This is a genomic window from Paenibacillus chartarius (assembly GCF_042432825.1).
Classification (GTDB): Bacteria; Bacillota; Bacilli; order Paenibacillales; family NBRC-103111; genus Gordoniibacillus; species Gordoniibacillus chartarius.
This window is the reverse complement of record NZ_JBHLWN010000101.1, coordinates 31,016-54,329: the sequence shown is the minus strand read 5'-3', so window position 1 is coordinate 54,329 and position 23,314 is coordinate 31,016. Positions and strand designations below refer to the sequence as shown.

Annotated in this window: 20 protein-coding genes and 1 pseudogene; all 21 read left to right on the top strand. The window is 53.7% G+C overall.

The window, feature by feature from the left end; all coding sequences use genetic code 11:
• The first annotated feature begins 23 nt into the window (after positions 1-23).
• The 21 genes and pseudogenes from rpsO (at position 24) to ymfI (ending at position 23,314) form a co-directional block, all read left to right on the top strand.
• Positions 24-293, top strand: coding sequence for a 30S ribosomal protein S15 (rpsO, locus tag ACFFK0_RS25205; protein ID WP_377473152.1), 270 nt, complete (start codon positions 24-26; stop codon positions 291-293).
• Positions 294-520: 227 nt separating this feature from the next.
• On the top strand, positions 521-2,605 hold the full coding sequence (gene pnp, locus ACFFK0_RS25200; protein ID WP_377473163.1) for a polyribonucleotide nucleotidyltransferase: 2,085 nt from the start codon (positions 521-523) through the stop codon (positions 2,603-2,605).
• A 138-nt stretch (positions 2,606-2,743) separates the two neighbouring features.
• Positions 2,744-3,751 carry a polysaccharide deacetylase family protein gene (locus tag ACFFK0_RS25195; protein ID WP_377473151.1) on the top strand — a complete coding sequence of 336 codons (1,008 nt, stop codon included), beginning with the start codon at positions 2,744-2,746 and terminating at the stop codon, positions 3,749-3,751.
• Positions 3,752-4,138: 387 nt separating this feature from the next.
• Positions 4,139-5,395, top strand: coding sequence for a M16 family metallopeptidase (locus tag ACFFK0_RS25190; RefSeq protein ID WP_377473150.1), 1,257 nt, complete (start codon positions 4,139-4,141; stop codon positions 5,393-5,395).
• Positions 5,382-5,834 carry a dUTP diphosphatase gene (gene dut / locus ACFFK0_RS25185; RefSeq protein ID WP_377473149.1) on the top strand — a complete coding sequence of 151 codons (453 nt, stop codon included), beginning with the start codon at positions 5,382-5,384 and terminating at the stop codon, positions 5,832-5,834. The genes ACFFK0_RS25190 and dut overlap by 14 nt, the downstream gene beginning before the upstream one ends.
• A 120-nt stretch (positions 5,835-5,954) precedes the next feature.
• Positions 5,955-6,201: pseudogene (locus ACFFK0_RS25180) on the top strand (transposase); the annotation flags it as partial.
• A gap of 199 nt (positions 6,202-6,400) precedes the next feature.
• Positions 6,401-6,772: a MerR family transcriptional regulator gene (locus ACFFK0_RS25175; protein WP_377473148.1), complete on the top strand. Its 372-nt coding sequence runs from the start codon at positions 6,401-6,403 to the stop codon at positions 6,770-6,772.
• Entirely contained in the window at positions 6,772-7,533 is a 762-nt protein-coding gene (locus ACFFK0_RS25170; RefSeq protein ID WP_377473147.1) for an SDR family oxidoreductase, read from the top strand. Before ACFFK0_RS25175 ends, ACFFK0_RS25170 begins: the two co-directional genes overlap by 1 nt.
• A 421-nt stretch (positions 7,534-7,954) precedes the next feature.
• Positions 7,955-8,851: a dipicolinate synthase subunit DpsA gene (dpsA, locus tag ACFFK0_RS25165; RefSeq protein WP_377473162.1), complete on the top strand. Its 897-nt coding sequence runs from the start codon at positions 7,955-7,957 to the stop codon at positions 8,849-8,851.
• A complete protein-coding gene (locus ACFFK0_RS25160; protein ID WP_377473146.1) occupies positions 8,851-9,444 on the top strand; it encodes a dipicolinate synthase subunit B in 594 nt (197 codons plus the stop codon). Before dpsA ends, ACFFK0_RS25160 begins: the two co-directional genes overlap by 1 nt.
• Before the next feature lie 102 nt (positions 9,445-9,546).
• Positions 9,547-10,584, top strand: coding sequence for an aspartate-semialdehyde dehydrogenase (locus ACFFK0_RS25155; RefSeq protein WP_377473144.1), 1,038 nt, complete (start codon positions 9,547-9,549; stop codon positions 10,582-10,584).
• A 41-nt stretch (positions 10,585-10,625) separates the two neighbouring features.
• Positions 10,626-11,846 carry an aspartate kinase gene (gene dapG, locus ACFFK0_RS25150; RefSeq protein ID WP_377473143.1) on the top strand — a complete coding sequence of 407 codons (1,221 nt, stop codon included), beginning with the start codon at positions 10,626-10,628 and terminating at the stop codon, positions 11,844-11,846.
• 39 nt (positions 11,847-11,885) lie between these two features.
• Positions 11,886-12,749 carry a 4-hydroxy-tetrahydrodipicolinate synthase gene (gene dapA / locus ACFFK0_RS25145; protein ID WP_377473142.1) on the top strand — a complete coding sequence of 288 codons (864 nt, stop codon included), beginning with the start codon at positions 11,886-11,888 and terminating at the stop codon, positions 12,747-12,749.
• Between the two features lie 289 nt (positions 12,750-13,038).
• Positions 13,039-14,715 carry a ribonuclease J gene (locus tag ACFFK0_RS25140; RefSeq protein WP_377473141.1) on the top strand — a complete coding sequence of 559 codons (1,677 nt, stop codon included), beginning with the start codon at positions 13,039-13,041 and terminating at the stop codon, positions 14,713-14,715.
• Positions 14,716-14,907: 192 nt separating this feature from the next.
• Positions 14,908-15,642, top strand: coding sequence for a ClpP family protease (locus ACFFK0_RS25135; RefSeq protein WP_377473140.1), 735 nt, complete (start codon positions 14,908-14,910; stop codon positions 15,640-15,642).
• Positions 15,639-15,869 (top strand): YlzJ-like family protein, encoded by a 231-nt coding sequence (locus ACFFK0_RS25130; RefSeq protein WP_377473139.1) that lies wholly within the window; start codon positions 15,639-15,641, stop codon positions 15,867-15,869. Before ACFFK0_RS25135 ends, ACFFK0_RS25130 begins: the two co-directional genes overlap by 4 nt.
• Before the next feature lie 84 nt (positions 15,870-15,953).
• Positions 15,954-18,497 carry an FtsK/SpoIIIE family DNA translocase gene (locus ACFFK0_RS25125; protein ID WP_377473137.1) on the top strand — a complete coding sequence of 848 codons (2,544 nt, stop codon included), beginning with the start codon at positions 15,954-15,956 and terminating at the stop codon, positions 18,495-18,497.
• 620 nt (positions 18,498-19,117) lie between these two features.
• Entirely contained in the window at positions 19,118-19,882 is a 765-nt protein-coding gene (gene sleB, locus ACFFK0_RS25120; RefSeq protein ID WP_377473136.1) for a spore cortex-lytic enzyme, read from the top strand.
• 98 nt (positions 19,883-19,980) lie between these two features.
• Positions 19,981-21,261, top strand: a complete 1,281-nt coding sequence (gene yfmF / locus ACFFK0_RS25115; RefSeq protein WP_377473135.1) for an EF-P 5-aminopentanol modification-associated protein YfmF — start codon at positions 19,981-19,983, stop codon at positions 21,259-21,261.
• 2 nt (positions 21,262-21,263) lie between these two features.
• Positions 21,264-22,550 carry an EF-P 5-aminopentanol modification-associated protein YfmH gene (yfmH, locus tag ACFFK0_RS25110; protein ID WP_377473134.1) on the top strand — a complete coding sequence of 429 codons (1,287 nt, stop codon included), beginning with the start codon at positions 21,264-21,266 and terminating at the stop codon, positions 22,548-22,550.
• On the top strand, positions 22,547-23,314 hold the full coding sequence (gene ymfI / locus ACFFK0_RS25105) for an elongation factor P 5-aminopentanone reductase (RefSeq protein WP_377473133.1): 768 nt from the start codon (positions 22,547-22,549) through the stop codon (positions 23,312-23,314). The genes yfmH and ymfI overlap by 4 nt, the downstream gene beginning before the upstream one ends.

Here is a 23,314-nt window from a genome sequence, read left to right as displayed (position 1 = left end):
TGAAGATATAGGAGGTGACGAGGATGGCATTGTCGCAAGAGCGTAAACAAGAGCTCATTCAAACGCACAAGACTCACGAGAGCGATACGGGTTCCCCGGAAGTTCAAGTGGCTATCCTGACGGAAAACATCGTCAACTTGACGAACCACCTGCGGGAGCACAAGAAAGACCATCATTCCCGCCGCGGTCTGCTCAAGATGGTAGGTCAACGCCGCAAGCTGCTGACATACCTGAAGAACAAAGACGTGAGCCGTTACAGCGCATTGATTGAGAAGCTCGGCCTTCGCCGATAAGATTGACCCGGGAAGCAACCGCCGCTTCCGGTGCCGCGATTCGCACCTGCGAATGGCGATGCCGAGGAGGCCGGTTGCTTTCTCGTATTGTCAAGCACGTTTTTCTTCCGGAAAGAAGGAAATACTAGGCATAACGCAGAATGGTACATAGATGCAAATGCGAAGTTTTTCGCGATACGGATGTTCATACATAGCAGGAGGTTGACTTTTACGTGAAAACAGTCCAAATGGATTTAGCGGGCAGGCCGCTGATCCTCGAAACCGGCCGTCTGGCAAAGCAAGCGGCGGCGGCGATTAATGTGCGTTACGGAGAGACGGTTGTGCTCTGTACGGTGACGGTGTCGCCGGAGCCGAAGCCGCTCGATTTTTTCCCGCTTACCGTGAACTACGAAGAACGCCTGTATTCGGTAGGCAAAATTCCCGGCGGCTTCATTAAGCGCGAAGGCCGTCCGAGCGAGAAGGCGATTTTGTCCGGACGTTTGACCGACCGTCCGATTCGTCCGCTCTTCCCGGAAGGATTCCGCAACGACGTTCAGATCGTAGCGATGGTCATGAGCGTGGATCAGGATTGCGCACCGGAAATCGCGGCGATGATCGGCTGCTCGGCTGCGCTCAGCGTATCGGAAATTCCCTTTAACGGTCCGGTAGGCGGCGTTATTGTCGGCCGTGTGAACGGCCAATTCGTCATTAATCCGACCAAGGAGCAGGAAGAGCACAGCGATATTCATCTGGTCGTTGCCGGGACGAAGGACGCGATTATGATGGTGGAGGCCGGAGCGAAGGAAGTTCCGGAGGAAGTGATGCTGGAAGCGATTATGTTCGGTCATGAGGAGATCAAGAACATCGTTGCACTCCAGGAGCAGCTCGTACAAGAAGCCGGCAAGCCGAAGATGGAAGTACAGCTCCATGCGGTAGCGGAGGACGTGAACAAAGACGTTCGCGACTTTGCATCGGCACGCCTCGTACAAGCCGTTTCAATCCCCGAGAAGCATGCCCGCGCCGACGCGATCGAAGCGATCAACAAGGAGACGGTCGAGCACTTCACGACGGTGTATGCCGAAACTCCGGAGAAGCTGAGCGACGTCAAGGAAGTGCTCTATGACATCGTGAAGGAAGAGGTAAGACGCCTGATTACGCATGACAAGGTTCGTCCGGACGGACGTAAGCTGAACGAAATTCGTCCGATCGAGTGCGACATTGCGCTGCTTCCGCGTACACACGGCTCCGGCTTGTTCACGCGCGGTCAAACCCAGGCGCTGTCCGTATGTACGCTCGGACCGCTCGGGGAAGTGCAAATTCTCGACGGTATCGATTTGGTCGAATCCAAGCGTTTCATGCATCATTATAACTTCCCGCCGTTCTCCGTCGGCGAAGCAAGACCGCTTCGTGCTCCGGGCCGCCGCGAAATCGGTCACGGCGCACTGGGCGAGCGGGCGCTTGAGCCGATTATTCCGAACGAAGCGGAATTCCCTTATACGATTCGCCTCGTATCCGAAGTATTGGAATCGAACGGCTCCACTTCGCAGGCGAGCATATGCGCTTCGACGCTGGCGCTGATGGATGCCGGCGTGCCGATCAAAGCGCCGGTTGCCGGCGTAGCGATGGGGCTTATCAAAGACGGCGATCACTTCTCCATCCTGACCGACATTCAAGGCATGGAAGACCACCTCGGCGATATGGACTTTAAAGTAGCCGGAACGGAGAAGGGTGTCACTGCGCTGCAGATGGACATTAAGATCGACGGCATCAACCGGAGTATTCTGGAAGAGGCGCTGGAACAGGCGAAGGAAGGCCGGATGCACATTCTCGGCAAAATGGTTGAGCGCATCAAGGAGCCGAAGGGTCAGCTGTCCCCGTACGCACCGAAAATCGTCGTCATGCAAATTAACCCGGACAAAATTCGCGATGTGATCGGCGCCGGCGGCAAAATCATCAACAAGATTATTGACGAGACCGGTGTCAAAATCGATATCGAGCAGGACGGCCGCGTCTTTATCGCTTCTTCCAATGCCGATATGATCGAAAGAGCCCGTTCCATCATCGAAGGCATCGTTCGCGAAGTCGTTGTCGGTGAAGTGTACCTCGGAACGGTCAAGCGGATCGAGAAATTCGGCGCCTTCGTCGAGGTGCTGCCGGGCAAGGAAGGTCTTGTTCACATTTCGCAAATTTCCACCGAGCGTGTGGCGAAGGTGGAGGACGTGCTGAAGATCGGCGATCAGATTACGGTGAAAGTAACCGAGATCGACAATCAAGGCCGGATCAACTTGTCGCGCAAGGCAACTCTTCAGCCGGCTGAACCGGCACAATCGTAATACACAGATCACGAACAACAAGTTTGCGCTGGGCAAGGGGCGCAAACTTTTTTGTGTTTTTCGGTAAAAGCCTTCTATATCGCTCCCAACGTGCATATGCTGGTTCAGAAAACTGGACTTGTCCGGAGGAATAAGCATATGCGAAGCAAATGGTTCATCCTCGCCGCCATGTTTGCAGCAGTGTGGTTTGCACTAGACATATCTGGCTCTGTGGACGAATTTATCCGAGAAACGAAGGGCGAAGGAGGAGATCCATCCAGTCGGTCGTCGTCCCGGCAAGCTTTCGGGCTGCAGTCGGGGACGGCGCTCGACAACGACCTGGAAACGCGGATACGAGAAGAAGCGAAGCGGACTTACATCGCGCCGATCGACGCCAAAGTGGACCGTGTTTGGAAAGCGATACCGGGCTATAACGGGCTGGAAGTAGATATTGAGCAGTCGCTGAAGCTTGCTTCCATGCAGCCGATGCAAGATCCGCTGCCGATCGTCACCCGGGAAATTCCGCCGAACATTTCTCTCGACGATTTGGGTGCTCATCCGATTTATAAAGGAAACCCGAAGAAGCCGATGGCCGCGCTAATGATCAATGTCGCCTGGGGGGACGAATTTTTGCCGGGCATGCTGGAGACGCTGCGTAAAGAAAATGTGCACGCCACATTTTTCTTTGACGGATCGTGGCTCTCGACGCATCTCGAAACGGCTAAACAAATCGGAGCCCAGGGCCATGAGCTGTCCAACCACGCCTATTCCCACAAAAATATGAGTCGTCTGTCCGCGGCGCAAGCCCGCTCCGAAATCGCCAAGACCGAGACGCTGCTTAAGGACAAGCTGGGGGTCAGCAACCGCTGGTTTGCGCCGCCTTCCGGCGATTACGACCAGGAAACGGTCCGGATCGCCGCGGAGCAAGGTCTCAAAACCGTGCTCTGGACACTCGATACCGTCGATTGGACGAACCCCGGCGGAGCAGTTATTGTCCGTAAGATCGGCACCCGTGTCGAGCCGGGCTCGCTGATCCTGATGCATCCGACCAAATCGTCCAGCGATGCCCTTGAAGGCATGATTCGAGCTATCCGCGCGAAAAACCTCAAGCTTGGCACCGTCAGCGAGGTATTGTCCTCCGACCGCGTCGATGGGCCGGAAAAATGATGCTTGCAAGATGCGCAGGAATATTTGCTGTCTGCTTCTCCGGTGCGTCCAAACTTAGACGACATATAGGCTGCGGAAGGCGAACGCGTCAATCGATGAACCATACGGTTAAGTGCTCGTGCTAATATAGTTTGGTGCGCTTAGTACGCAACTAGAGGAAGAAATGTTCTTTTTGATCCCATGCGGCTCCATCCTCATGCTGCCGAAAGTTGGTAATACCTGCATGAAGCCGGAGCCCCCATATACCAATCCGCAGCCGGAGCGCCCCTCGCATAACCGACAAACTACCCGGCACATTGAAGCCGCACCAGATTTTTGTTAGACTGTAACAAGTGCACTTTCAACATCGCACAATTGGAGCCGGACCACACCAAGGAGGAACTCTCGTTGATACATAAAACTCTCCCGAATGGCCTGCGGGTCGTACTCGAACAAATTCCAACCTGCCGATCCGTATCGTTCGGAATTTGGGTCAAGACCGGATCGCGGAACGAGAATGACCGCAACAATGGGATTTCGCATTTCATCGAGCACATGCTGTTCAAAGGAACGGAGCGGCATACGGCTCAAGATATCGCGGAAGTATTCGACGGCATCGGCGGCAACGTCAATGCCTTCACCTCGAAGGAATATACATGCTACTACGTCAAGGTGCTCGACGAACATCTGCCGATTGCTGTCGACGTACTCTCGGACATGTTCTTCCATTCGCAGCTAGACCCAACTGAGCTGGAGAAGGAGAAGAACGTCATCTTCGAGGAAATATCGATGTACGAGGATACGCCTGACGATCTCGTTCACGATTTGATTGCAAAGGCGTCGCACGGCTCGCACCCTCTGGGGCTTACGATTCTCGGCACGCAGGACAACTTGGCGGCGATGACGCCGGACGATCTGCGAAACTATATGAACGAGCATTATACGGTGGAAAATACCGTCATCGCCGCAGCCGGCAATTTGGACGACAAGGCGTTGGAGCTTATCGAGAAGCATTTCGGCCGCTTTGCCGTTCACGGCCGGACGGACGTCGAGCGGGAGCCCGATTTCCTTGGAGATTTGCTGTTTCATGAAAAGCAGACGGAGCAAAACCATTTGTGTCTAACGTTACCGGGCTTGTCGGTACGGGAAGAAACGCTGTATCCGATGATTTTGCTGAACAACGCGCTGGGCGGAGGCATGAGCTCGCGGCTGTTCCAGGAAATTCGCGAAAAGCGCGGTCTCGCCTATTCCGTTTATTCGTACCATACGGCACATGCGGACAGCGGGTTATTCACCATCTATGCCGGTACCGCGCCGAAGCAAACCGAAGAAGTGCTCAAGGTTACGCTCGAGCTGCTCGAAGCGGTGAAGCGTAACGGTCTCACGGTCAATGAGCTGAAGAAGGGGAAGGAGCAGCTGAAAGGCAGCTTGATCCTCAGTCTTGAAAGCACCGGCAGCCGGATGAACCGGCTTGGCAAAAATGAATTGATGCTAGGCAAGCATTACACGCTCGACGATATGATCCGGCGCATTGACGGCGTAACGATGGAGCATATCAACAGCTTGATCGCATCGATGTTCTCGAATCCGTTCGCAGTTGCTATGGTTGGAGCAAGCGATGAGCCGCTGCGAGGCTTCAGGAGGGATGCGCTTGTTTCCGTATAATGTACAAATCAAGAGGCTGGAGGGAGCGGAAGATATGCCGCTGCCCCGACGAATGTCCGATCAGGCGAGCGGCTTCGACCTGTATGCGGCCGTAACGGAAGATTTCGTACTGGAGCCGGGCAAACGAACGCTCGTTCCGACCGGCTTCGCCATCAGCATGCCGCCGGAGCTGGAAGCGCAAATTCGCCCGCGCAGCGGGCTTGCCTTCAAGCAAGGCATTACGTGTCTCAATACGCCGGGGACGATTGACGCGGATTACCGCGGTGAAGTGAAAGTGCTTCTCATAAATTTGGGAGACGAGCCGTTCACGATCCGACGCGGGGAGCGCATCGCCCAGATGGTGTTTCAGCTTCTTCCCCAAGTTCGCCTGGAAGAGGTCGCCGAACTGACGGATACCGAGCGCGGCTCCGGCGGTTTTGGCCATACTGGACAACAATAGAAGCATAAGTATAACACCCGCCTACGGCGGGTCAGACTGTTGAGAAAGTCTCAACAGTCTATTTTTTAATCCAACACCTTCATCAAATCACCGCGTTAATGTGGTATAATTTGATTAAACCGGATAAACCGATTGAGCCGATCGGGCAAATAGTTATACCGATTGCGGTACCAAACGTTTGAGCGAAGTTTCGCGGATTCCAAAGAGCTCCATGGACTTTCGCTATTGCCGTTTCCGCGGCCGGCGGAAGGTGCAGGAGCAAGACCTAATGAAGGCCATCTGCCAGAAAGTAAAGAAGATCGCCAACCACCTGTCAAGCGGGCAGGATGAGGGCGATCTTCGTTATTTTTACTCAAATAACTTGTAGAAAACCGGATTGTTAAAAATGTCGTGCTGAAAAAGCAAAACCCCGGAAAATTCCGGGGCGTTGTCGACAGCCTGAATACCCAATCAGCTGCGATTGGGTCTGTCTTTTTGTTTATCGCCGTTTTGTATTGACTTAAACCATGGTTTAAGTCGTATTCTATTCCTGTCGACAATGAAAGATAAAATTTGGAGGCCTCCAGATGAAGTATTGTTCAATTAGCGAAGCTTCAGCCAAATTCAATATTCCAGAATCCACGTTACGTTATTATGAAAAAAAAGGACTATTACCCTTAATCGAGCGAGATGAAGTCGGTAGGCGATTATTTTCAGAAAATCAAATGGCACTCCTTGAAACCGTTATGTGTTTAAAAAACACGCACATGCCAATAAATGACATCAAGCAATATATCGATTGGGTAGTAGAAGGAGATGCCACCATTGGGCTTCGTCTTGAAATGATGAAGAAACACAAACAAGCTGTGTTAGCTGAAATTTCGTTGATGACACAATCCATTAAAGGAATCGACTTTAAAATTACACGTTATACAAACCGCATTCAGGAGGATTTATAATGAAACTTTCAGGAAACACAGTACTGATTACCGGCGGAAGTGCCGGAATAGGATTAGCTTTTGCAGAGCGCTTTATCAAAGCTGGAAATAAAGTCATTGTTTGCGGACGACGGGAATCTGCACTTCAGCAGGCGAAAGAAAATAACCCTAGTCTTATCACTCGAGTAAGTAATTTGGATATGGAATCCGAGCGTGCAGCATTGTTTGATTGGGTAACAGCGAACTATCCGGACGTGAATGTGTTAGTTAATAATGCAGGGATCCAGCAACGCTTCAATGTGTTAAAAGCGGATGCGAAGAACAATTGGAGTTATTTCAGCAAAGAAATCACAACCAACTTAGAAGCGCCTATCCATCTCGCTATGCTGTTCGCTCCATTTTTTGCAACAAAGGATGAAGCGGCTATCATAAACGTGACCTCCGGGTTAGCTTTTACACCGTTTGCGATTGCTCCGATTTATTCAGCAACCAAAGCGGCGCTTCATTCCTTTACGATGAGTCTAAGACACCAGCTTTCCGAAACGTCTGTAGAAGTCATTGAAATCGCTCCTCCGGCAGTGAATACGGAATTAGGCGGAGCGGGGCTGCATACGCAAGGGGAACCGTTAGATGCCTTCGCGGATGGAATTTTCAAAGGTTTGGAAGAGGGAAAGCAGGAAATTGGATACGGTACTTCTGTGAATCGCCTACGCATGTCACGGGATGAAGTTGACATATACACAGAAAAAATGTATAAGGCAACGAAACACACCGTTGAATAAATGTACTTGCGAAAAAGGGCGCTATGTTTGTCTTGCCACCGCGGCACAAGCAATTCGTTCTAATCCCAACGTTCAGAATACATATGAGCTTGTCTGTATTGAAGACCTCGTATCTTGATGACGGCCATCTGCCAGAACGTGAAGAAGATCGCCAACCACCTGGCCATGCGGGCAGGATGAGGGCGATCTTCATTATTTTTACTCAAAGTCCCGAAACATTCCATGGCTTTGTCGACAGTCTGACGCGTCAACGGCGGGTGTTTTATGTTTTGCCTTTCGCGCTGCCAGTCACCCCGAACTAGGCGCATGCATACGATAACCTAGGCGTTGAGGTCCGCAAGAAATGATGGGCATTTGCGTTACATATTACCGTGTGCTGAACGCCTGGGCATGCGGGAACGGGGAAGGGGTGAGGTTGAACGTGCTGACTGGAGTGCAAGCCGCCTTTATCGGCGGTGACGCAAGGCAACTTGAAATTATTGGCCGTTTTATCGAGATGGACGCAGCGGTTACATTGTACGGCTTCGATAATTTGCAAAACAATTTTGCAGGTGCCAGCAAAGAGCAGTTGACCCCCGAATCGCTTGCGGAGGCCAACGTCGTGATTTTGCCGGCAGTAGGAACGGACGATCAGGGCAAGGTCGATTCGATCTTTGCGTCCGAGGAGCTCATGTTGACGGAAGCGCATATCGCCTCATTAAAGCGGGATACGAAAGTATTTACCGGCATGGCGAAGCCATATTTGAAGCGGCTGTGCGAAAAGCACCGGATCAGACTGATCGAGCTGTTCGAACGGGATGACGTAGCGATTTACAATTCGATTCCGACGGCCGAGGGAGCCATCATGATTGCGATTCAGAACACGGATATTACGATTCACGGTTCGAATAGCATGGTTCTTGGCTTCGGACGGACCGGCATCACGATGGCGCGGACGCTGCAAGGTTTAGGTGCCCGGGTGAAGGTTGGCGTGCGGAGGGCAGAGCATTTTGCTAGGGCGTACGAAATGGGTTTTCAGCCGTTTTACACCGAGGAGCTGTACCATCAAGTGGGGAATATTGACTTGCTTTTTAATACAATTCCAACTATGATAGTCACAGCGCAAGTCATCACCAATATTCCGCACCGTGCGGTCATTATTGACCTTGCCTCGAAGCCCGGAGGAACCGATTTCAGGTTCGCCGAGAAGAGGGGGATTAAGGCGATATTGGCTCCCGGTCTCCCAGGCATCGTCTCACCCAAAACGGCTGGCCGCATAATGGCGAACACATTAATTCAGCTGCTGGAGAGCGATATGCAGAAAGGGAGAGATGCGTGATGAATTGGCAAGGATTAACGGTAGGCTATGCTTTAACCGGCTCGCATTGTACGCTCGAAGAGGTCATGCCGCAAATTCAGCGATTTGTCGATGCCGGCGCCAATGTCGTACCGGTAACATCGTATTCGGTGCAAATGACGGACACTCGCTTCGGCAAGGCGGAAGACTGGAAGAAGCAGCTGCTTGACATTACCGGCAATGAGATTATCGACACGATTCCGAAGGCGGAGCCGCTCGGACCGTCGAAGCTGTTCGATGTGATGGTAATCGCCCCATGCACGGGGAATACGACCAGCAAGCTCGCCAACGCCATGACGGAAAGTCCTGTGCTGATGGCGGCCAAAGCGCAAATGCGCAATCAGCGTCCGCTCGTCATCGCCGTTTCGACGAACGACGGCTTGGGTCTTAACGCGACGAATATCGCGAAGCTGCTGAATATGAAACATATTTATTTCGTTCCTTTCGGACAGGACGCGCCTGCGGCAAAGCCGAATTCGCTTGTGGCCCGTATGGATCTGATTATGGAAACTTGCGAAGCGGCGCTGCAAGGCAAACAGCTCCAGCCCGTATTAATCGAACGATTTAATTATTAAAAAGCAGTAAGGTACCGCGCCGGGTCGATGTTGACCTGGCTGCGAATGCCTTACTCTCTTTTATAATATTGAGGCAACCCAGGTTGAGGGGAGTAGCTGTACATGTCGAATCAGAAGTTGTTTAACGTAGCCGTTGTCGGAGCCACAGGCGCTGTAGGCGAGCAGATGATTCGCCTTCTCGCCGAGCGCAACTTCCCTGTCAAAGAATTAAAGCTGCTGTCTTCCAAGCGTTCCGCTGGAACGAAGATTCGCTTTAAGGACCGGGAGCTGACGGTTGAAGAAGCTACGCCGGACAGCTTTCGAGGCGTCGAGATCGCTCTGTCCAGTGCGGGCGGCGACGTCAGTAAAGAGCTGTGTCCGATCGCAGCGGCCGCCGGGGCCGTTTGCATCGATAATACGAGTGCGTTCCGGATGGACCCGGAAACACCGCTCATCGTGCCGGAAGTGAATATCGACAAAATCAACGAACATAAAGGCATCATCGCCAACCCGAACTGCTCGACGATCCAGATGGTGCTGGCGCTTAAACCGCTCCATGAGCGCTTTGGCGTGTCGAAGGTCGTCGTTTCCACATATCAGGCCGTTTCGGGAGCCGGCGCTAAAGCGGTCGAAGAACTGTGGCGTCAGACGAGGGACGTTTCGAGCGGCAACGACGTTACTCCGGACATTTTGCCAGTCGGCTCACTCCCGGTCAAACATCAGATCGCATTTAACGCAATCCCGCAAATCGACAAATTCCTCGACAACGGCTTCACGAACGAGGAAATGAAGATGACGAGGGAAACAAAGAAAATTTTGGGCGACGATTCGATCGAAGTATCCGCTACATGCGTAAGGATTCCGGTAGCTTACGGACATTCCGAGTCGGTATACGTTGAATTGAACAGCGATTTTGACGTGGAGGACGTTAAACGTCTTTTCGCGGACGCGCCCGGACTTGTCCTGCAAGACGATCCGTCCCGCCAGCTGTACCCGCTAGCTGTAACGTCTGCGGGCAAGCTCGAGACGTTCGTCGGCCGCGTTCGCCGCGATCTGAGCAATCCGCGCGGGCTTCATATGTGGATCGTATCGGATAACTTGTTAAAGGGCGCGGCATGGAACGCCGTACAAATTGCCGAATATATCGCGATCGAGCAATAATATTATTGAATACACGAATGGAATAGCGAGGGGGGAAGCGGATGCCTATCCTGGTGCAGAAATTCGGAGGCACCTCCCTCTCCACCGCCGAAGCTAGAGCACTCGTCATCGAACACATTCAAGATGCGCTGCAGCAACTATTTCAAGTCGTAGTCGTCGTTTCCGCGATGGGGAGAAAGGGCGAGCCTTACGCAACAGATACGCTGCTGGAGCTCGTCCGCAGCAATGGAAATCGTCTGCCGGACCGCGAGAAAGACATGCTGCTCGCTTGCGGGGAAATCATTTCCGCCGCTACGATGTGCAGCTTGCTGCAGGCGGCAGGTATTTCCGCCGTCGCTTTGACGGGCGGTCAAGCCGGTATCGTGACGAACGCAGTATTCGGCGACGCCAGAATTGTATCCATTGATACGAGCCGCATAAAGAAGCTGCTGAATGAAGGGCATGTTGTGATCGTCACCGGCTTTCAAGGCAAAACGGCGGATGACGACTTCACCACCCTGGGCAGAGGCGGCAGCGATACGTCGGCAACGGCGCTCGGAGCGGCGCTGAAGGCGGAATATGTCGATATTTTCACCGATGTGAACGGCATCTTGACGGCGGACCCGCGTATCGTAGAAGATGCAAAGCCGCTTGAACAAGTCAGCTACACCGAAATATGCAACATGGCCCATAACGGGGCGAAAGTGATCCACCCCCGGGCCGTGGAAGTGGCGATGCAGGCAGGCATTCCGATCCGTGTCCGCTCGACGTTCTCCAAGGATACCGGAACGCTTGTCGCTTCGTCGGACGTACTGCGCGGCGATGCCAAGCAGGTACACGATAAATTCGTTACCGGAATCGCCCATTTTCCTCACGTAACCCAAGTGCAGGTCACTCGCAGCGATCATACGCATTACGATATGTCGCTCCAAGTGTTTAAAGCGATGGCACAACACCGCATCAGCGTCGATCTGATCAATGTCACGCCATCCGGCGTCGCTTATACAGTGTTCGACCACGTAGCCGATAAAGCGGAAGAAATCATTCGCAGTCTCGGATTTGAACCGAAGCTGCTGCGCGGCTGCGCGAAAGTATCCGTTATCGGAGGCGGTATGAGCGGAGTGCCCGGAATTATGGCCTACATCGTCGAGGCGCTTGCGAAGGAAGATATTCCGATTTTGCAATCTGCGGATTCGAACGCAACGATATGGGTACTTGTTCCCGGTGATCATATGGCCGACGCTGTCCGGGCGCTGCACAAAACATTCGAGCTGCACAAATGATATAGGAAACTTATCAATCAGTCATAGGAGGCGTAGGCTGTGGATTTCGGAAGGCTCATTACCGCAATGGTAACCCCGATGGACGAACAACTGCAAGTAAACTGGAGTGCTGTCGAACCGCTGATCGACTATTTGATCGACGAGCAGCAAAGCGACGCGCTCGTTATTAACGGCACTACCGGAGAATCTCCGACGCTGACGGAAGCGGAGAAGCTGAAGCTGATCGAAATCGCGGTGAAGCATGCCAAAGGCCGTGCGAAAATTATCGCCGGAACCGGCAGTAACGATACGGCGCATACGATTCATTTTTCCCGCGAAGTGGAGAAGCTCGGCGTCGATGCACTCCTCGTTGTTGCCCCGTATTACAACCGTCCTTCGCAGGAAGGTTTGTATCAGCATTTTAAGGCGGTTTCCGAAGCGGTGTCGACTCCCGTTATCCTGTACAACGTTCCTAGCCGGACGTCTGTCAATATTAGCGCGGAGACGACAATTCGGCTATCCAGGCTGCCCAATATCGTGGCGACCAAGGATTGCACCTCGACCGATCAATTGACGGTTACCCTAAGTGGAGTAGCCGAAGGATTTACGGTGTACAGCGGGGACGACTCGATGACACTGCCTGCTCTGGCGATCGGCTGCCACGGCATCATCAGCGTAGCCAGTCACGTGATCGGCAAGGAAATGAAGGCGATGATTCAGCACTATTTGAATGGGGAAACGGCGGAAGCGGCTCTTCTGAACCGCAAGCTGCATCCGGTGTTTACCGGGTTGTTCACGGCGCCGAGCCCGGCCCCGGTCAAGCATGCGCTTAAGGTCAAAGGGATCGATGTGGGCGGCGTAAGACTGCCTTTGGTCAAATTAAACGAGTCCGAAGCACAGTTCGTGGAGTCCCTGTTGAAGTAAAACGATACGGAAAACGAATCCCTTTGCGGCCTTTCGGCTGTAGAGGGATTTTTGCCGTTGAACCGTATCCGGCAGGGGACTTGCTGTGTTCCTGGGCTTGACAGAATTTTCACATGATTCCGTTCGCATTGAGCATACTAACCATCACTATAGGAGGCGCACACTTGTCCGGGCGCCGACTTGTAATTCGTGTTTTCGATCATGTATAATGGTGGCAAGTGACTGGGTTCGGTTCCTTAACGGTTTGGTTTTGTATAAATCGTCGCAAATTATTTTAGGAGGTATAGTCTTGTCAAAGAAAAATCAAGATAAACTACTCATTTTCGCTCTGGGCGGCGTGGGCGAAATTGGTAAGAATATGTATTGCGTGCAATATGCCAACGATATCGTTGTCATTGACAGCGGTCTGAAGTTTCCCGAGGAAGACATGCTTGGGATCGATATCGTTATTCCCGATATCGGATATTTAACGGAGAACCGCGATAAAGTAAGAGGCATTCTGCTGACGCACGGGCACGAAGATCACATCGGCGGATTGCCTTACGTGCTGAAGCATCTGAACGTTCCCGTATACGGGACGAAGCTGACTCTCGGCCTCGTGGAAGCGAAGCTGAAGGAAGCCGGTTTGCTGGGCGAGACGAAGCGTATACTGATCAACGCCGATTCCGAAATCCAGATGGGAACGATCCGAGCGACGTTCTTCAAAACAAACCATAGTATTCCGGATTCCGTCGGCATCTGTTTGGAAACGCCGGAAGGCAATGTGGTTCATACCGGTGACTTCAAGTTCGACCATACTCCGGTGAACGAGCAGTATGCGGACCTGCAGCGGATGGCTGCGATCGGGGCGAAGGGCGTCCTGGCGCTGCTGTCGGACAGTACCAATGCGGAGCGTTCCGGCTTTACGCCTTCGGAGCGCACGGTAGGCATCGAGCTGGAGGAGATGTTCCGTAAAGCGAAGCAGCGAGTCGTCATCGCAACATTCGCTTCCAACATTCATCGGGTACAGCAAATTATCGACGCTTGTGAAGCGACTCGCCGCAAGATGACGGTAATCGGCCGCAGCATGGTAAATGTGGTATCGATCGCTTCGGAGCTCGGGTATCTGCACATTCCGGACGGTCTTCTGATCGAGCCGGAGGAAGTGAACAAGCTTGCGGCGGATCGAGTCTGCATTTTGTCCACAGGATCGCAAGGCGAGCCGATGTCGGCGCTTACACGGATGGCTCGTTCCTCCCATCGTAAGGTCGATATTCTTCCGGGCGATACGGTCATCATTGCAGCCACGCCGATTCCCGGCAACGAACGCCATATCGGTCGTACCGTGGACGAATTGTTCCGCATCGGCGCACACGTGATTTACGGCCCGGGTTCGGTTACCGGCGTTCACGTATCGGGACACGGCAGCCAAGAAGAGCTGAAGCTGATGCTCAACCTGATGCGTCCGAAGTACTTTATTCCGATTCACGGCGAGCATCGGATGCAGCGGATTCACGGGAATTTGGCGGAGTCGGTCGGTATCGACAAAGAGAACATTTTCATCATCGACATCGGCGACACAGTGGAAGTGCAGAACGGCGTAGCCCGTAAAGGCTCGAAGGTGCAGTCCGGAAACATCCTGATTGACGGCCTCGGCGTCGGCGATGTCGGAAACATCGTCCTGCGCGACCGCAAGCTGCTTTCACAAGACGGTATTCTTGTTGTTGTCGTTACGCTGAGCAAGCAAGACGGAACGATATTGTCCGGTCCGGACATCATTTCGCGCGGGTTCGTGTATGTGCGTGAGTCGGAAGGGCTTCTTGATGAAGCGAACCGGATCGTCACGAACACGCTGAATAAATTAATGAACGATAAAGTAAACGAGTGGGCGTCGCTGAAGACGAATGTGAAGGACGCGCTCGGACGATTCTTATACGAACAAACCCGTAGAAGGCCGATGATTCTTCCGATCATCATGGAAGTTTGATCCAATCACTAACCCATCATCCTTTTGCGACGAGGATGCTACAACCTAACCAGACCACTTACACAGGCGATGGCCGCCGCTCAACCGTTGAGCGACCGGCCGTCGTCTTTTTGCTGTGGCTGCGCCGCATGAAAATGCCATTTCTTCCTCATACTAGGACAGATGATTGAGCTCAAGGGGGCACGAGAAAGAATGGCAAACGATACGAAGCAGCAGGAACCGGTGACGGAAGAAGGTCGCAAGAACGCTACGGTTGAATCGATTCAGCAGTTAGGACAAGTGGCGACGCCGACCACCGGCGAAAGCAATATATTTTGCTTGACGATTATCGGCACGGTGGAAGGTCATCTCGTACTGCCTCCGCAAAATAAAACGACCAAGTATGAGCATCTGATCCCGCAGCTCGTGGCAGCGGAGCAAAATGTGAAAATCGAGGGCGTCTTGATTATTCTCAATACGGTTGGCGGCGACGTTGAAGCGGGACTGGCCATAGCTGAAATGATCTCGACGATGTCGAAGCCGACCGTTGCTCTCGTGCTTGGCGGAGGACATAGTATCGGCGTTCCGATCGCCGTGTCCGCAGACTACAGTATTATCGCCGAAACGGCGACGATGACGATTCATCCGATCCGCTTGAACGGGCTTGTCATCGGTGTTCCGCAAACCTTTGAATACTTGGATAAAATGCAGGAGCGTGTCATCCGCTTTATTACGAGTCATTCCCGCGTGAGCGAGGAAAAGATTAAAGAGCTCATGTTCAAAACGGGTGAGCTGACGCGCGACATCGGTACGACCGTCATCGGCGCGGATGCGGTCAAGTACGGCTTGATCGATTCCGTCGGCGGCCTCGGCGATGCGATCCGAGAGCTGAACAAGCGCATCGAAGAGAAGCGAACCGGAGCGGTCGAGGGGGGACTCGTGCAATGATCATGTACACGCCGATTCCTCTCGAGCTAGTTTTTGACGGAGTAGAGGACATGAAGGCCACGGCGTTCGAAGCGAACGTGGGCGGCGTGCAAATGATGCTGGAGCCGTGCGGCGAGCGTCAAGCGCGAATTGTGCGGCTGCTCAGCCCCAATCCTCAAGATTATTTGAAGCCGGAGCATGCTCCCGGAACGATCGTGTACATGGCTCCGCAGTTCGGCGAAGTGTAACGAAAACAACCAAACCTTTGTTCTGTTTGCGATACCTCCACAGGCAGTTGTGTGGTATAATACCACAATGTGGGGGTGTCTGTGTTGGCTAAAGGTAAGAAGAAAGCGAAGTCTTTGAAAACCAGCTTGAAGTTTGAATTGTATGGGATTCTCATCCTCATTTTTTCCGTAATAACGCTGGCGCTGCAAGGTCCTGTCGGCCGTTCGCTAAGCTATTTGTTTCGATTCTTCGTCGGTACATGGGATTTCGTAGGTCCTCTGTTTTGCATCTACATAGGTTTGTTCGTCATGATGAAGCGGGCATGGCCGCCGATCCGGACGTCCAAGAAGCTTGGCCTGCTGCTGTTTCTGTGCGGTTTGCTCGTCAGCAGCCATATTACATTATTCAGCCAGTGGTACCCCGGCGGGGACTATACGGCCGGGATGATTGTATCGAAAACGTGGGACAGCATGATGCAGGGCTTAAACCCGACTGCCGACGGACAAGCCGTGCTGACGCATGATGTCGGCGGCGGCATGCTCGGAGCTTTGCTGTACGCCGGTTTCTACGGGCTGTTTGACAATTTGGGGGCTCGGCTGCTGCAGTTTACGCTCTTTGTAATCGGTTTTATTTTGGCTACCGGGCTCTCGTTTGTCGACTTGGGCGGTCAGCTCAGCGCCCGCTTCCGCTGGCTCAGCGACGGCTTGAAGGAGCGGATTAAGCAAATGCTCCGTGAGCGTCATGAGGCCAAGAAGGCTGCTGCGGCCGCCGCTAAGAAGAAGGCTGCCAAACCGGCCGCAGCGCCGTTCATACCTCCGGACGATGAGTTCGATGAGGAGGAGCTGCCTGCTGTCAAGAAGCCGCGCAAGACGCCTGCCTTCTTCCAGCTGCTGCAAAACCCGAACAAGCCGAAAAAAATCGCACAGCCGGACATCGCTGCGGACGACCCGCTTGAGATGGAAGGGGAAGAGATTGTATACCGCTCGCAAAAAGCTCCGAGATCTGTTTCCGAACCGGTGCCTGTGGAAAAGGACGAACATATCCCTGTCATCCGGGATTTTCAGGACCATCCGGATGCGGCGGTCGATGAACCGCCGGCGGAAGTGCATCAGGCTGCGCCTGTGCAGAAACCGAAGCTGAGTGTAGTTGCGGTACAAGCGGCAAGCGGGGAGGAAGCAGCGAACGGCACAGAGGAAGGGCCGGTCTCGGTCGAGTTCGTGAACGACAAGCCAATCGAAGTTCCGTACGAGCTCCCGTCGCTTTCGCTGCTGGCCAAGCCCCCGGCCGGGAAAGGCTCGGAGCTGTCCGACTACAAAGCGAATGCGCGCAAGCTGGAGGCGACGCTGGAAAGCTTCGGCGTGCGGGCCAAAGTGCTGGAGGTCGTTCGCGGTCCGGCCGTTACCCGTTATGAGATTCAACCGGACGTCGGGGTGAAAGTAAGCCGCATCGTCAGCTTGACCGACGATATCGCACTGGCGCTTGCCGCCAAGGATATCCGGATGGAAGCGCCGATTCCGGGCAAATCGGCCATTGGTATCGAAGTGCCGAATACGGAGGTTTCAGTTGTCACCATGCGCGAAGTGATGGAGACGGCGGCATTCCAGGACTCCGCCTCGCGCTTATCGATTACGCTCGGACGCGATATTTCCGGTCAGCCGATCGTCGGCAACCTGGCGCGGATGCCTCACTTGCTCGTAGCTGGGGCGACGGGCTCCGGTAAATCCGTCTGTATTAACGGAATTATTACGAGTATTTTGTACAAAGCGAAGCCTAATGAAGTGAAGTTCTTGATGATCGACCCGAAGATGGTTGAGCTGAACGTGTATAACGGCATCCCGCATCTGCTTGCGCCGGTCGTCACGGACCCGCGCCGCGCTTCGCTTGCCTTGAAGAAAATCGTCGTCGAAATGGAGAAGCGCTACGAGCTGTTCTCGAAAAGCGGCACACGAAATATCGAAGGCTATAACGCGATGCTGGCTGAGAACGGGACGGATGCGCCGCTGCCTTTCATCGTCGTCATTGTGGATGAGCTTGCGGATTTGATGATGGTCGCGGCGAACGATGTTGAGGATTCCATCTGCCGGCTTGCCCAGATGGCGCGTGCCGCGGGCATTCATCTGATTATCGCGACACAGCGTCCGTCGGTCGATGTTATTACCGGCGTCATCAAGGCCAATATTCCGTCGCGGATCGCTTTCGGCGTTTCGTCCCAGGTCGATTCCCGGACTATTCTCGACATGGTCGGCGCCGAAAAGCTGCTCGGGCGCGGCGATATGCTGTATTTGCCGGTTGGCGCATCGAAGCCTGTCCGTGTGCAGGGGGCATTCTTGTCCGACCAGGAGGTTGAGCAGGTCGTCAATTTCTGCCGGACCCAAGAGCAGGCGAAATACCAGGAAGAGCTTGTGCCGCAGGTTGAGGAGCAGGCGGAGCAAGCCGACGAGTATGAGGACGAGCTGTTCGACCAGGCCGTTCAAATCGTGCTGGAAGCCAAGCAGGCTTCCGTCTCGCTGCTGCAGCGTCGTATGCGGATCGGCTATACGCGCGCCGCGCGGCTGATCGACTACATGGAAGCCAAAGGAGTCGTCGGCCCATACGAGGGCAGCAAGCCACGCGAGGTGTTGATGTCTTTGGAACAATATACAGGTTGACAATGCGCTGCGGAGGGGTTCCCTTCGCAGTTTTTATTTACTGTTGGGAAATGACGGTTATGCACACGGATTGGAAACGGGCCTCCGGTCTTCTTAAACCTGCGTTCTCTCTAATTTGCCTATGCGGTAAGAACGCAGCTTTAAAGGCGCCTCTCCGGCCCATTTCCATCCTCCCGCAAAACCTTATCCCCATTAAAAAAACTGCGGCCCCTCCTTGCGGCATGCGGACGAGCAACCCAAACCGTAGCGAGCGCGGTGGAGGTTCCATCGCGCAAGTTATCCCCAAAGCCGCAGCATTGTTGCGGGGCCGCACCCGCCTAGGGAAATGTGCGGAGCAGAGGATGGGCAATGGGGTCGGAGAGCGAAGCGTGCGCTTTTAAAGTCGTGTTCCAACCGATTTCGGTTCATCTAGGAACACGACTTTAAGGAAGCCGTAGACCCCATAGCCCAATCCGCCGCGCAGTCTTAATTTCCCGGCAGAGTCCATCCGAAGAGCCCCATTTTCCCAAGCAGCTTGCTCCCAATAACAAGCAATCCCGTCAACCCGTGCATACCGAATCCAACTCAACCAAATAATAAGCAAAAATGCTGCAAACAACACAGAAAGGTTGATCTCGGGAATGAACAAACGACTGATCATCATCACGTGCTGCGTTGTACTCGTGCTATTCGCGGGGTTCCAAGTTAAGACCAGCCTTCAATCGTCGCCGACGTTCGGTAAAACGGATATCGTGTACGGAGCAAACGGCGGAGACGTATATGAGCTGCAAGGGCGTCTCAAGTATTTGGGCTACTACAACGGCAATATCGACGGGGACTATGGCTACCAAACCTTGCGCGCCGTGAAAGATTTTCAGTACAAATTCGGCATGAAAGTAGACGGCGTAGTCGGCAGCAAGACGAAGCTGAAGTTATGGGAAGCAACCAAAGCATGGAAGCCAACCGCACCGGCATCTTCCGGAGGCGGCGGAGCCAAAGCGACGTCAACGGGCGGAGCGACGAACTTGACGCCATCGAGTCATCTCGGCTTTTCGCAGAGGGATTTGGATTTTATGGCGAACGCCGTGTATGGAGAGTCGCGCGGCGAGCCGTATGAAGGGCAAGTGGCTGTCGCGGCGGTTATTTTGAACCGGGTCGAATCGCCGAGCTTTCCGAATACGCCGTACGGTGTCATTTTCCAGCCGGGAGCCTTCACTGCTGTAGCGGACGGACAAATCTACATGACACCGAACGAAACGGCGAAACGTGCGGTTCGGGACGCGATCAACGGCTGGGACCCGACGCACGGCTGCCTGTACTATTTTAACCCGGCCACAGCGACATCGAAATGGATCTGGTCAAGACCGCAATATAAACGCATCGGTCAGCATATTTTTTGCCGCTGATCGCAGAACGAAGGAAGCAGCCGCTTCGGTTGCTTCTTCTTCTTGGTAAGGAATATAATGGTATCATTCCGCTTGAAGCCAGAGGAGGATCGCCGCCCTTGAAAATGATAACTTTCGAGCGCACCGAATTTCGCGGACTGCGCGTGCATGTGCTGCCAACGGAACAGTTCAAAACGTTTGCCATTTCCGTCTACATCGGTACGCCGCTGAACGAATCGTCGGTAACGCCAACAGCGTTAACACCTTTCGTATTGCGCCGCGGCACCGAACGCTATCCGGAGACGAAGCAATTCCGGGAGAAGCTGGACGATCTGTACGGCGCCGGCTTCGGTTTCGATATTTATAAACGCGGGGATTACCAAATGGTCCATTTCCGCATGGACATCATTAACGACCGTTTTGTCGCCTCAAGCGAGTCGCTTCTCGCGCAAGGACTCGGCTTCTTGTCCGATGTGCTGCTGCAGCCTGCTTTGGAACAGGGGGCTTTCCGGTCGAAATACGTGGAGTCGGAGAAGGAAACGCTGCAGAAGCGGATCGAGTCGATCGTCAACGATAAAATCAAGTATGCCGCAGAGCGATGCATTGAGGAAATGTGCAAGAACGAGCCATATCGCCTGCATCCGCTTGGCACGATCGAGCAGCTGAAGCAGGCGACGCCGCAGTCCCTGTACGAGCATTATAAGAACTGGCTGGCTTCCGCACCAATCGATTTGTACGTTGTCGGCAATACCACCACGGAAGAAGTATTGCGGCTGCTGGAGAAGTCACTGACGATATCCCGAAACGCAGGCGCCGCCTATACGAGCCGGCCTGCCGCCGTTGTGCCCGGTCAAGTGAATACGGTCGTTGAGCGGCTCGATGTGACGCAAGGCAAGCTCAATATGGGGCTGCGGATTCCGGTAACGTACAGCGATGAGGCTTATGCCGCTGCGCTGATGTACAACGGCATTCTGGGCGGGTTCCCGCACGCCAAGCTGTTCACGAATGTTCGGGAAAAGGCCAGTCTGGCGTACTACGCATCTTCCCGTTACGATGGCCACAAGGGCATAATGACCATACAGTCCGGGATTGAGATCCAGAATTACGAAAAGGCGGTCTCGATCATTCGCGAGCAGCTGGATGCCATGGCGGCTGGTACATACAGCGAAACCGAGCTGAGCCAAACGCGCGCCATGATCATCAATCATTTGCGCGAGCTGCAGGACTCGGCGTTCGAGATTATCGGCTTCGACTTCAACTCGATTCTTTCCGGCAAGCAGCGGACGGTTCCCGAGCTGATCGCCGCCGTAGAAGCGGTGACGCCGGAGCGTATACGTGCCGTAGCCGAAAGCGTCAAGCTGGATACGATCTATTTCTTGACCGGGCAGAAGGGGGAATAACGATGGAACGAATTCCATATGAGCATGTTCAGGAGACGATCTATCACGAGCAGCTGCCGAACGGCCTGCATGTGTATTTGCTTCCGAAGCCCGGGTTCCAGAAGACGTATGCGACGTTCTCGACCAAGTACGGCTCTATCGATAACCGCTTTCAGGTAGAGGGGGGTCCGGAGCACCGCGTGCCGGACGGGATTGCACACTTTCTCGAGCATAAGATGTTTGAAGAGCAGGAAGGCGACATTTTTGCAACCTTTGCATCCCAAGGCGCGTCTTCTAATGCGTATACAAGCTTTGATCGAACGGTTTACTTGTTCTCCGCAACGGATCATATCGAAGATAATGTGAAGACGCTGATCAACTTCGTCCAAAACCCATACTTCACAGATGAAAATGTGGAGAAAGAGAAAGGGATCATCGGCCAGGAGATCAATATGTACCGCGATAATCCGGATTGGCGGTCGTATTTCGGCTTGATCGAAGCGCTGTACAAAAATCATCCCGTGCACATTGACATTGCAGGAACAGTCGACTCCATTGCGCAAATTACGAAGGAGACGCTGTATGACTGCTACCATACGTTCTACCATCCGTCCAACATGATTCTGTTCGTTGTCGGAGGCTTCGAGCCTGAGCCGATGATGGAGCTGATCCGCGCTAATCAGGCAGCCAAGACGTTCAAGCCGCAGGGGGAGATCAAACGCTATTTCGATCCGGAGCCGGTAGCGGTGAACGAGAAGGAGCGCCGGATTCGGCTGCCCGTATCGCTGCCCAAGTGCCTCATCGGGTTTAAGGAACCGCCGCAGGAGCTGGAAGGCGAAGCGCTGCTGCGCCGAGAGCTGGAGATGAAGCTGGTGCTTGATATGCTGTTCAGTCAAAGCTCAACGATCTACCAGAAGCTTTACGACGAAGGCATGATTTCCGACAATTTCGGACACGAATACAATCAAGTCGGCAACCAGGCGTTCTCGATCGTCGGCGGCGACACGAAGGATCCGGACGGGTTAATAGCGAGATTGCGTGAGGAAATCGAAGCGGTACAGCGCAGCGGATTCGAAGCGGCGGCTTTCGAACGGTCACGTAAGAAGCGTGTCGGCGGGTTTCTGCGCATGCTGAATTCGCCGGAATCGCTGGCGGGCGAGTTCACGAAATACAAGTTCCGCGGCATCGATCTGTTTTCGATCTTGCCGGTTTACGAAAGCTTGACCCTCGACAGCTTGAACCGGCGCTTGCAGGAGCATTTCGACTGGAACCGTTCGGCGGTATCTATCGTGCGAAGTGACGTCGTGTGAACGCGGCAGGCGCAGCGAATAAGCCGTTCCTCGAACAAACCGTCCTCGTTACGGGCGGAAGCCGCGGCATCGGGGCGGCAATAGCCATGAGGTTCGCCTCGATCGGTATGAACGTCGTGATTCATTACCGGGAATCTCACGAGGCAGCCAATGAGGTTGCGCGGCAGTGTATGAAAAGCGGTGCCAAGGTGCTTACCGTCTCCGCCGACATCCGCTCGAAAGAGCAGATTGAGAAGATGCGGGAGAAGCTGGAGGCACGCGGAATGGTGCCGGACATCGTCGTCAATAATGCGGGCATTTCCCATTACGGCATGCTCGCCGACATCACCGAAGAGGTGTGGGACGATGTGATGGCCGTTAATTTGAAAGGGACGTTCTTGTGTACGCAGGCGTTCCTTCCGGCGATGGTAGCGAACAAATACGGCAGAATCATTAATGTTTCCTCCGTATGGGGAATATCCGGCGCGTCCTGCGAAGTGGTGTATTCGACAGCCAAAGGCGGGATGAATGCTTTCACGAAGGCGCTGGCGAAGGAGCTGGCGCCGTCGGGTATTACCGTCAATGCGGTAGCTCCCGGCGTTGTGGATACGGATATGATGCAGGGCTTCGATCCGGACGAGAAGAGCTTGCTTCAGAACGAAATTCCGGCGGGGCGTTTCGCCCAGCCGGATGAAATTGCCTCATTAGTTTATTTTCTGGCGCTTCCCGAATCCGGTTATATTACGGGCCAGATCATATCCCCGAATGGCGGATGGCTGACCTGA

Bases quoted from the DNA above. Each gene is read 5' to 3' on its own strand.
- ACFFK0_RS25135 (WP_377473140.1), top strand. From the start codon at position 14,908: ATGGCAAACGATACGAAGCAGCAGGAACCGGTGACGGAAGAAGGTCGC.
- dapG (WP_377473143.1), top strand. From the start codon at position 10,626: ATGCCTATCCTGGTGCAGAAATTCGGAGGCACCTCCCTCTCCACCGCC.
- rpsO (WP_377473152.1), top strand. From the start codon at position 24: ATGGCATTGTCGCAAGAGCGTAAACAAGAGCTCATTCAAACGCACAAG.
- ACFFK0_RS25160 (WP_377473146.1), top strand. From the start codon at position 8,851: ATGAATTGGCAAGGATTAACGGTAGGCTATGCTTTAACCGGCTCGCAT.
- ACFFK0_RS25130 (WP_377473139.1), top strand. From the start codon at position 15,639: ATGATCATGTACACGCCGATTCCTCTCGAGCTAGTTTTTGACGGAGTA.
- sleB (WP_377473136.1), top strand. From the start codon at position 19,118: ATGAACAAACGACTGATCATCATCACGTGCTGCGTTGTACTCGTGCTA.
- ACFFK0_RS25155 (WP_377473144.1), top strand. From the start codon at position 9,547: ATGTCGAATCAGAAGTTGTTTAACGTAGCCGTTGTCGGAGCCACAGGC.
- ACFFK0_RS25175 (WP_377473148.1), top strand. From the start codon at position 6,401: ATGAAGTATTGTTCAATTAGCGAAGCTTCAGCCAAATTCAATATTCCA.
- pnp (WP_377473163.1), top strand. From the start codon at position 521: ATGGATTTAGCGGGCAGGCCGCTGATCCTCGAAACCGGCCGTCTGGCA.
- yfmH (WP_377473134.1), top strand. From the start codon at position 21,264: ATGGAACGAATTCCATATGAGCATGTTCAGGAGACGATCTATCACGAG.
- ACFFK0_RS25170 (WP_377473147.1), top strand. From the start codon at position 6,772: ATGAAACTTTCAGGAAACACAGTACTGATTACCGGCGGAAGTGCCGGA.
- ACFFK0_RS25195 (WP_377473151.1), top strand. From the start codon at position 2,744: ATGCGAAGCAAATGGTTCATCCTCGCCGCCATGTTTGCAGCAGTGTGG.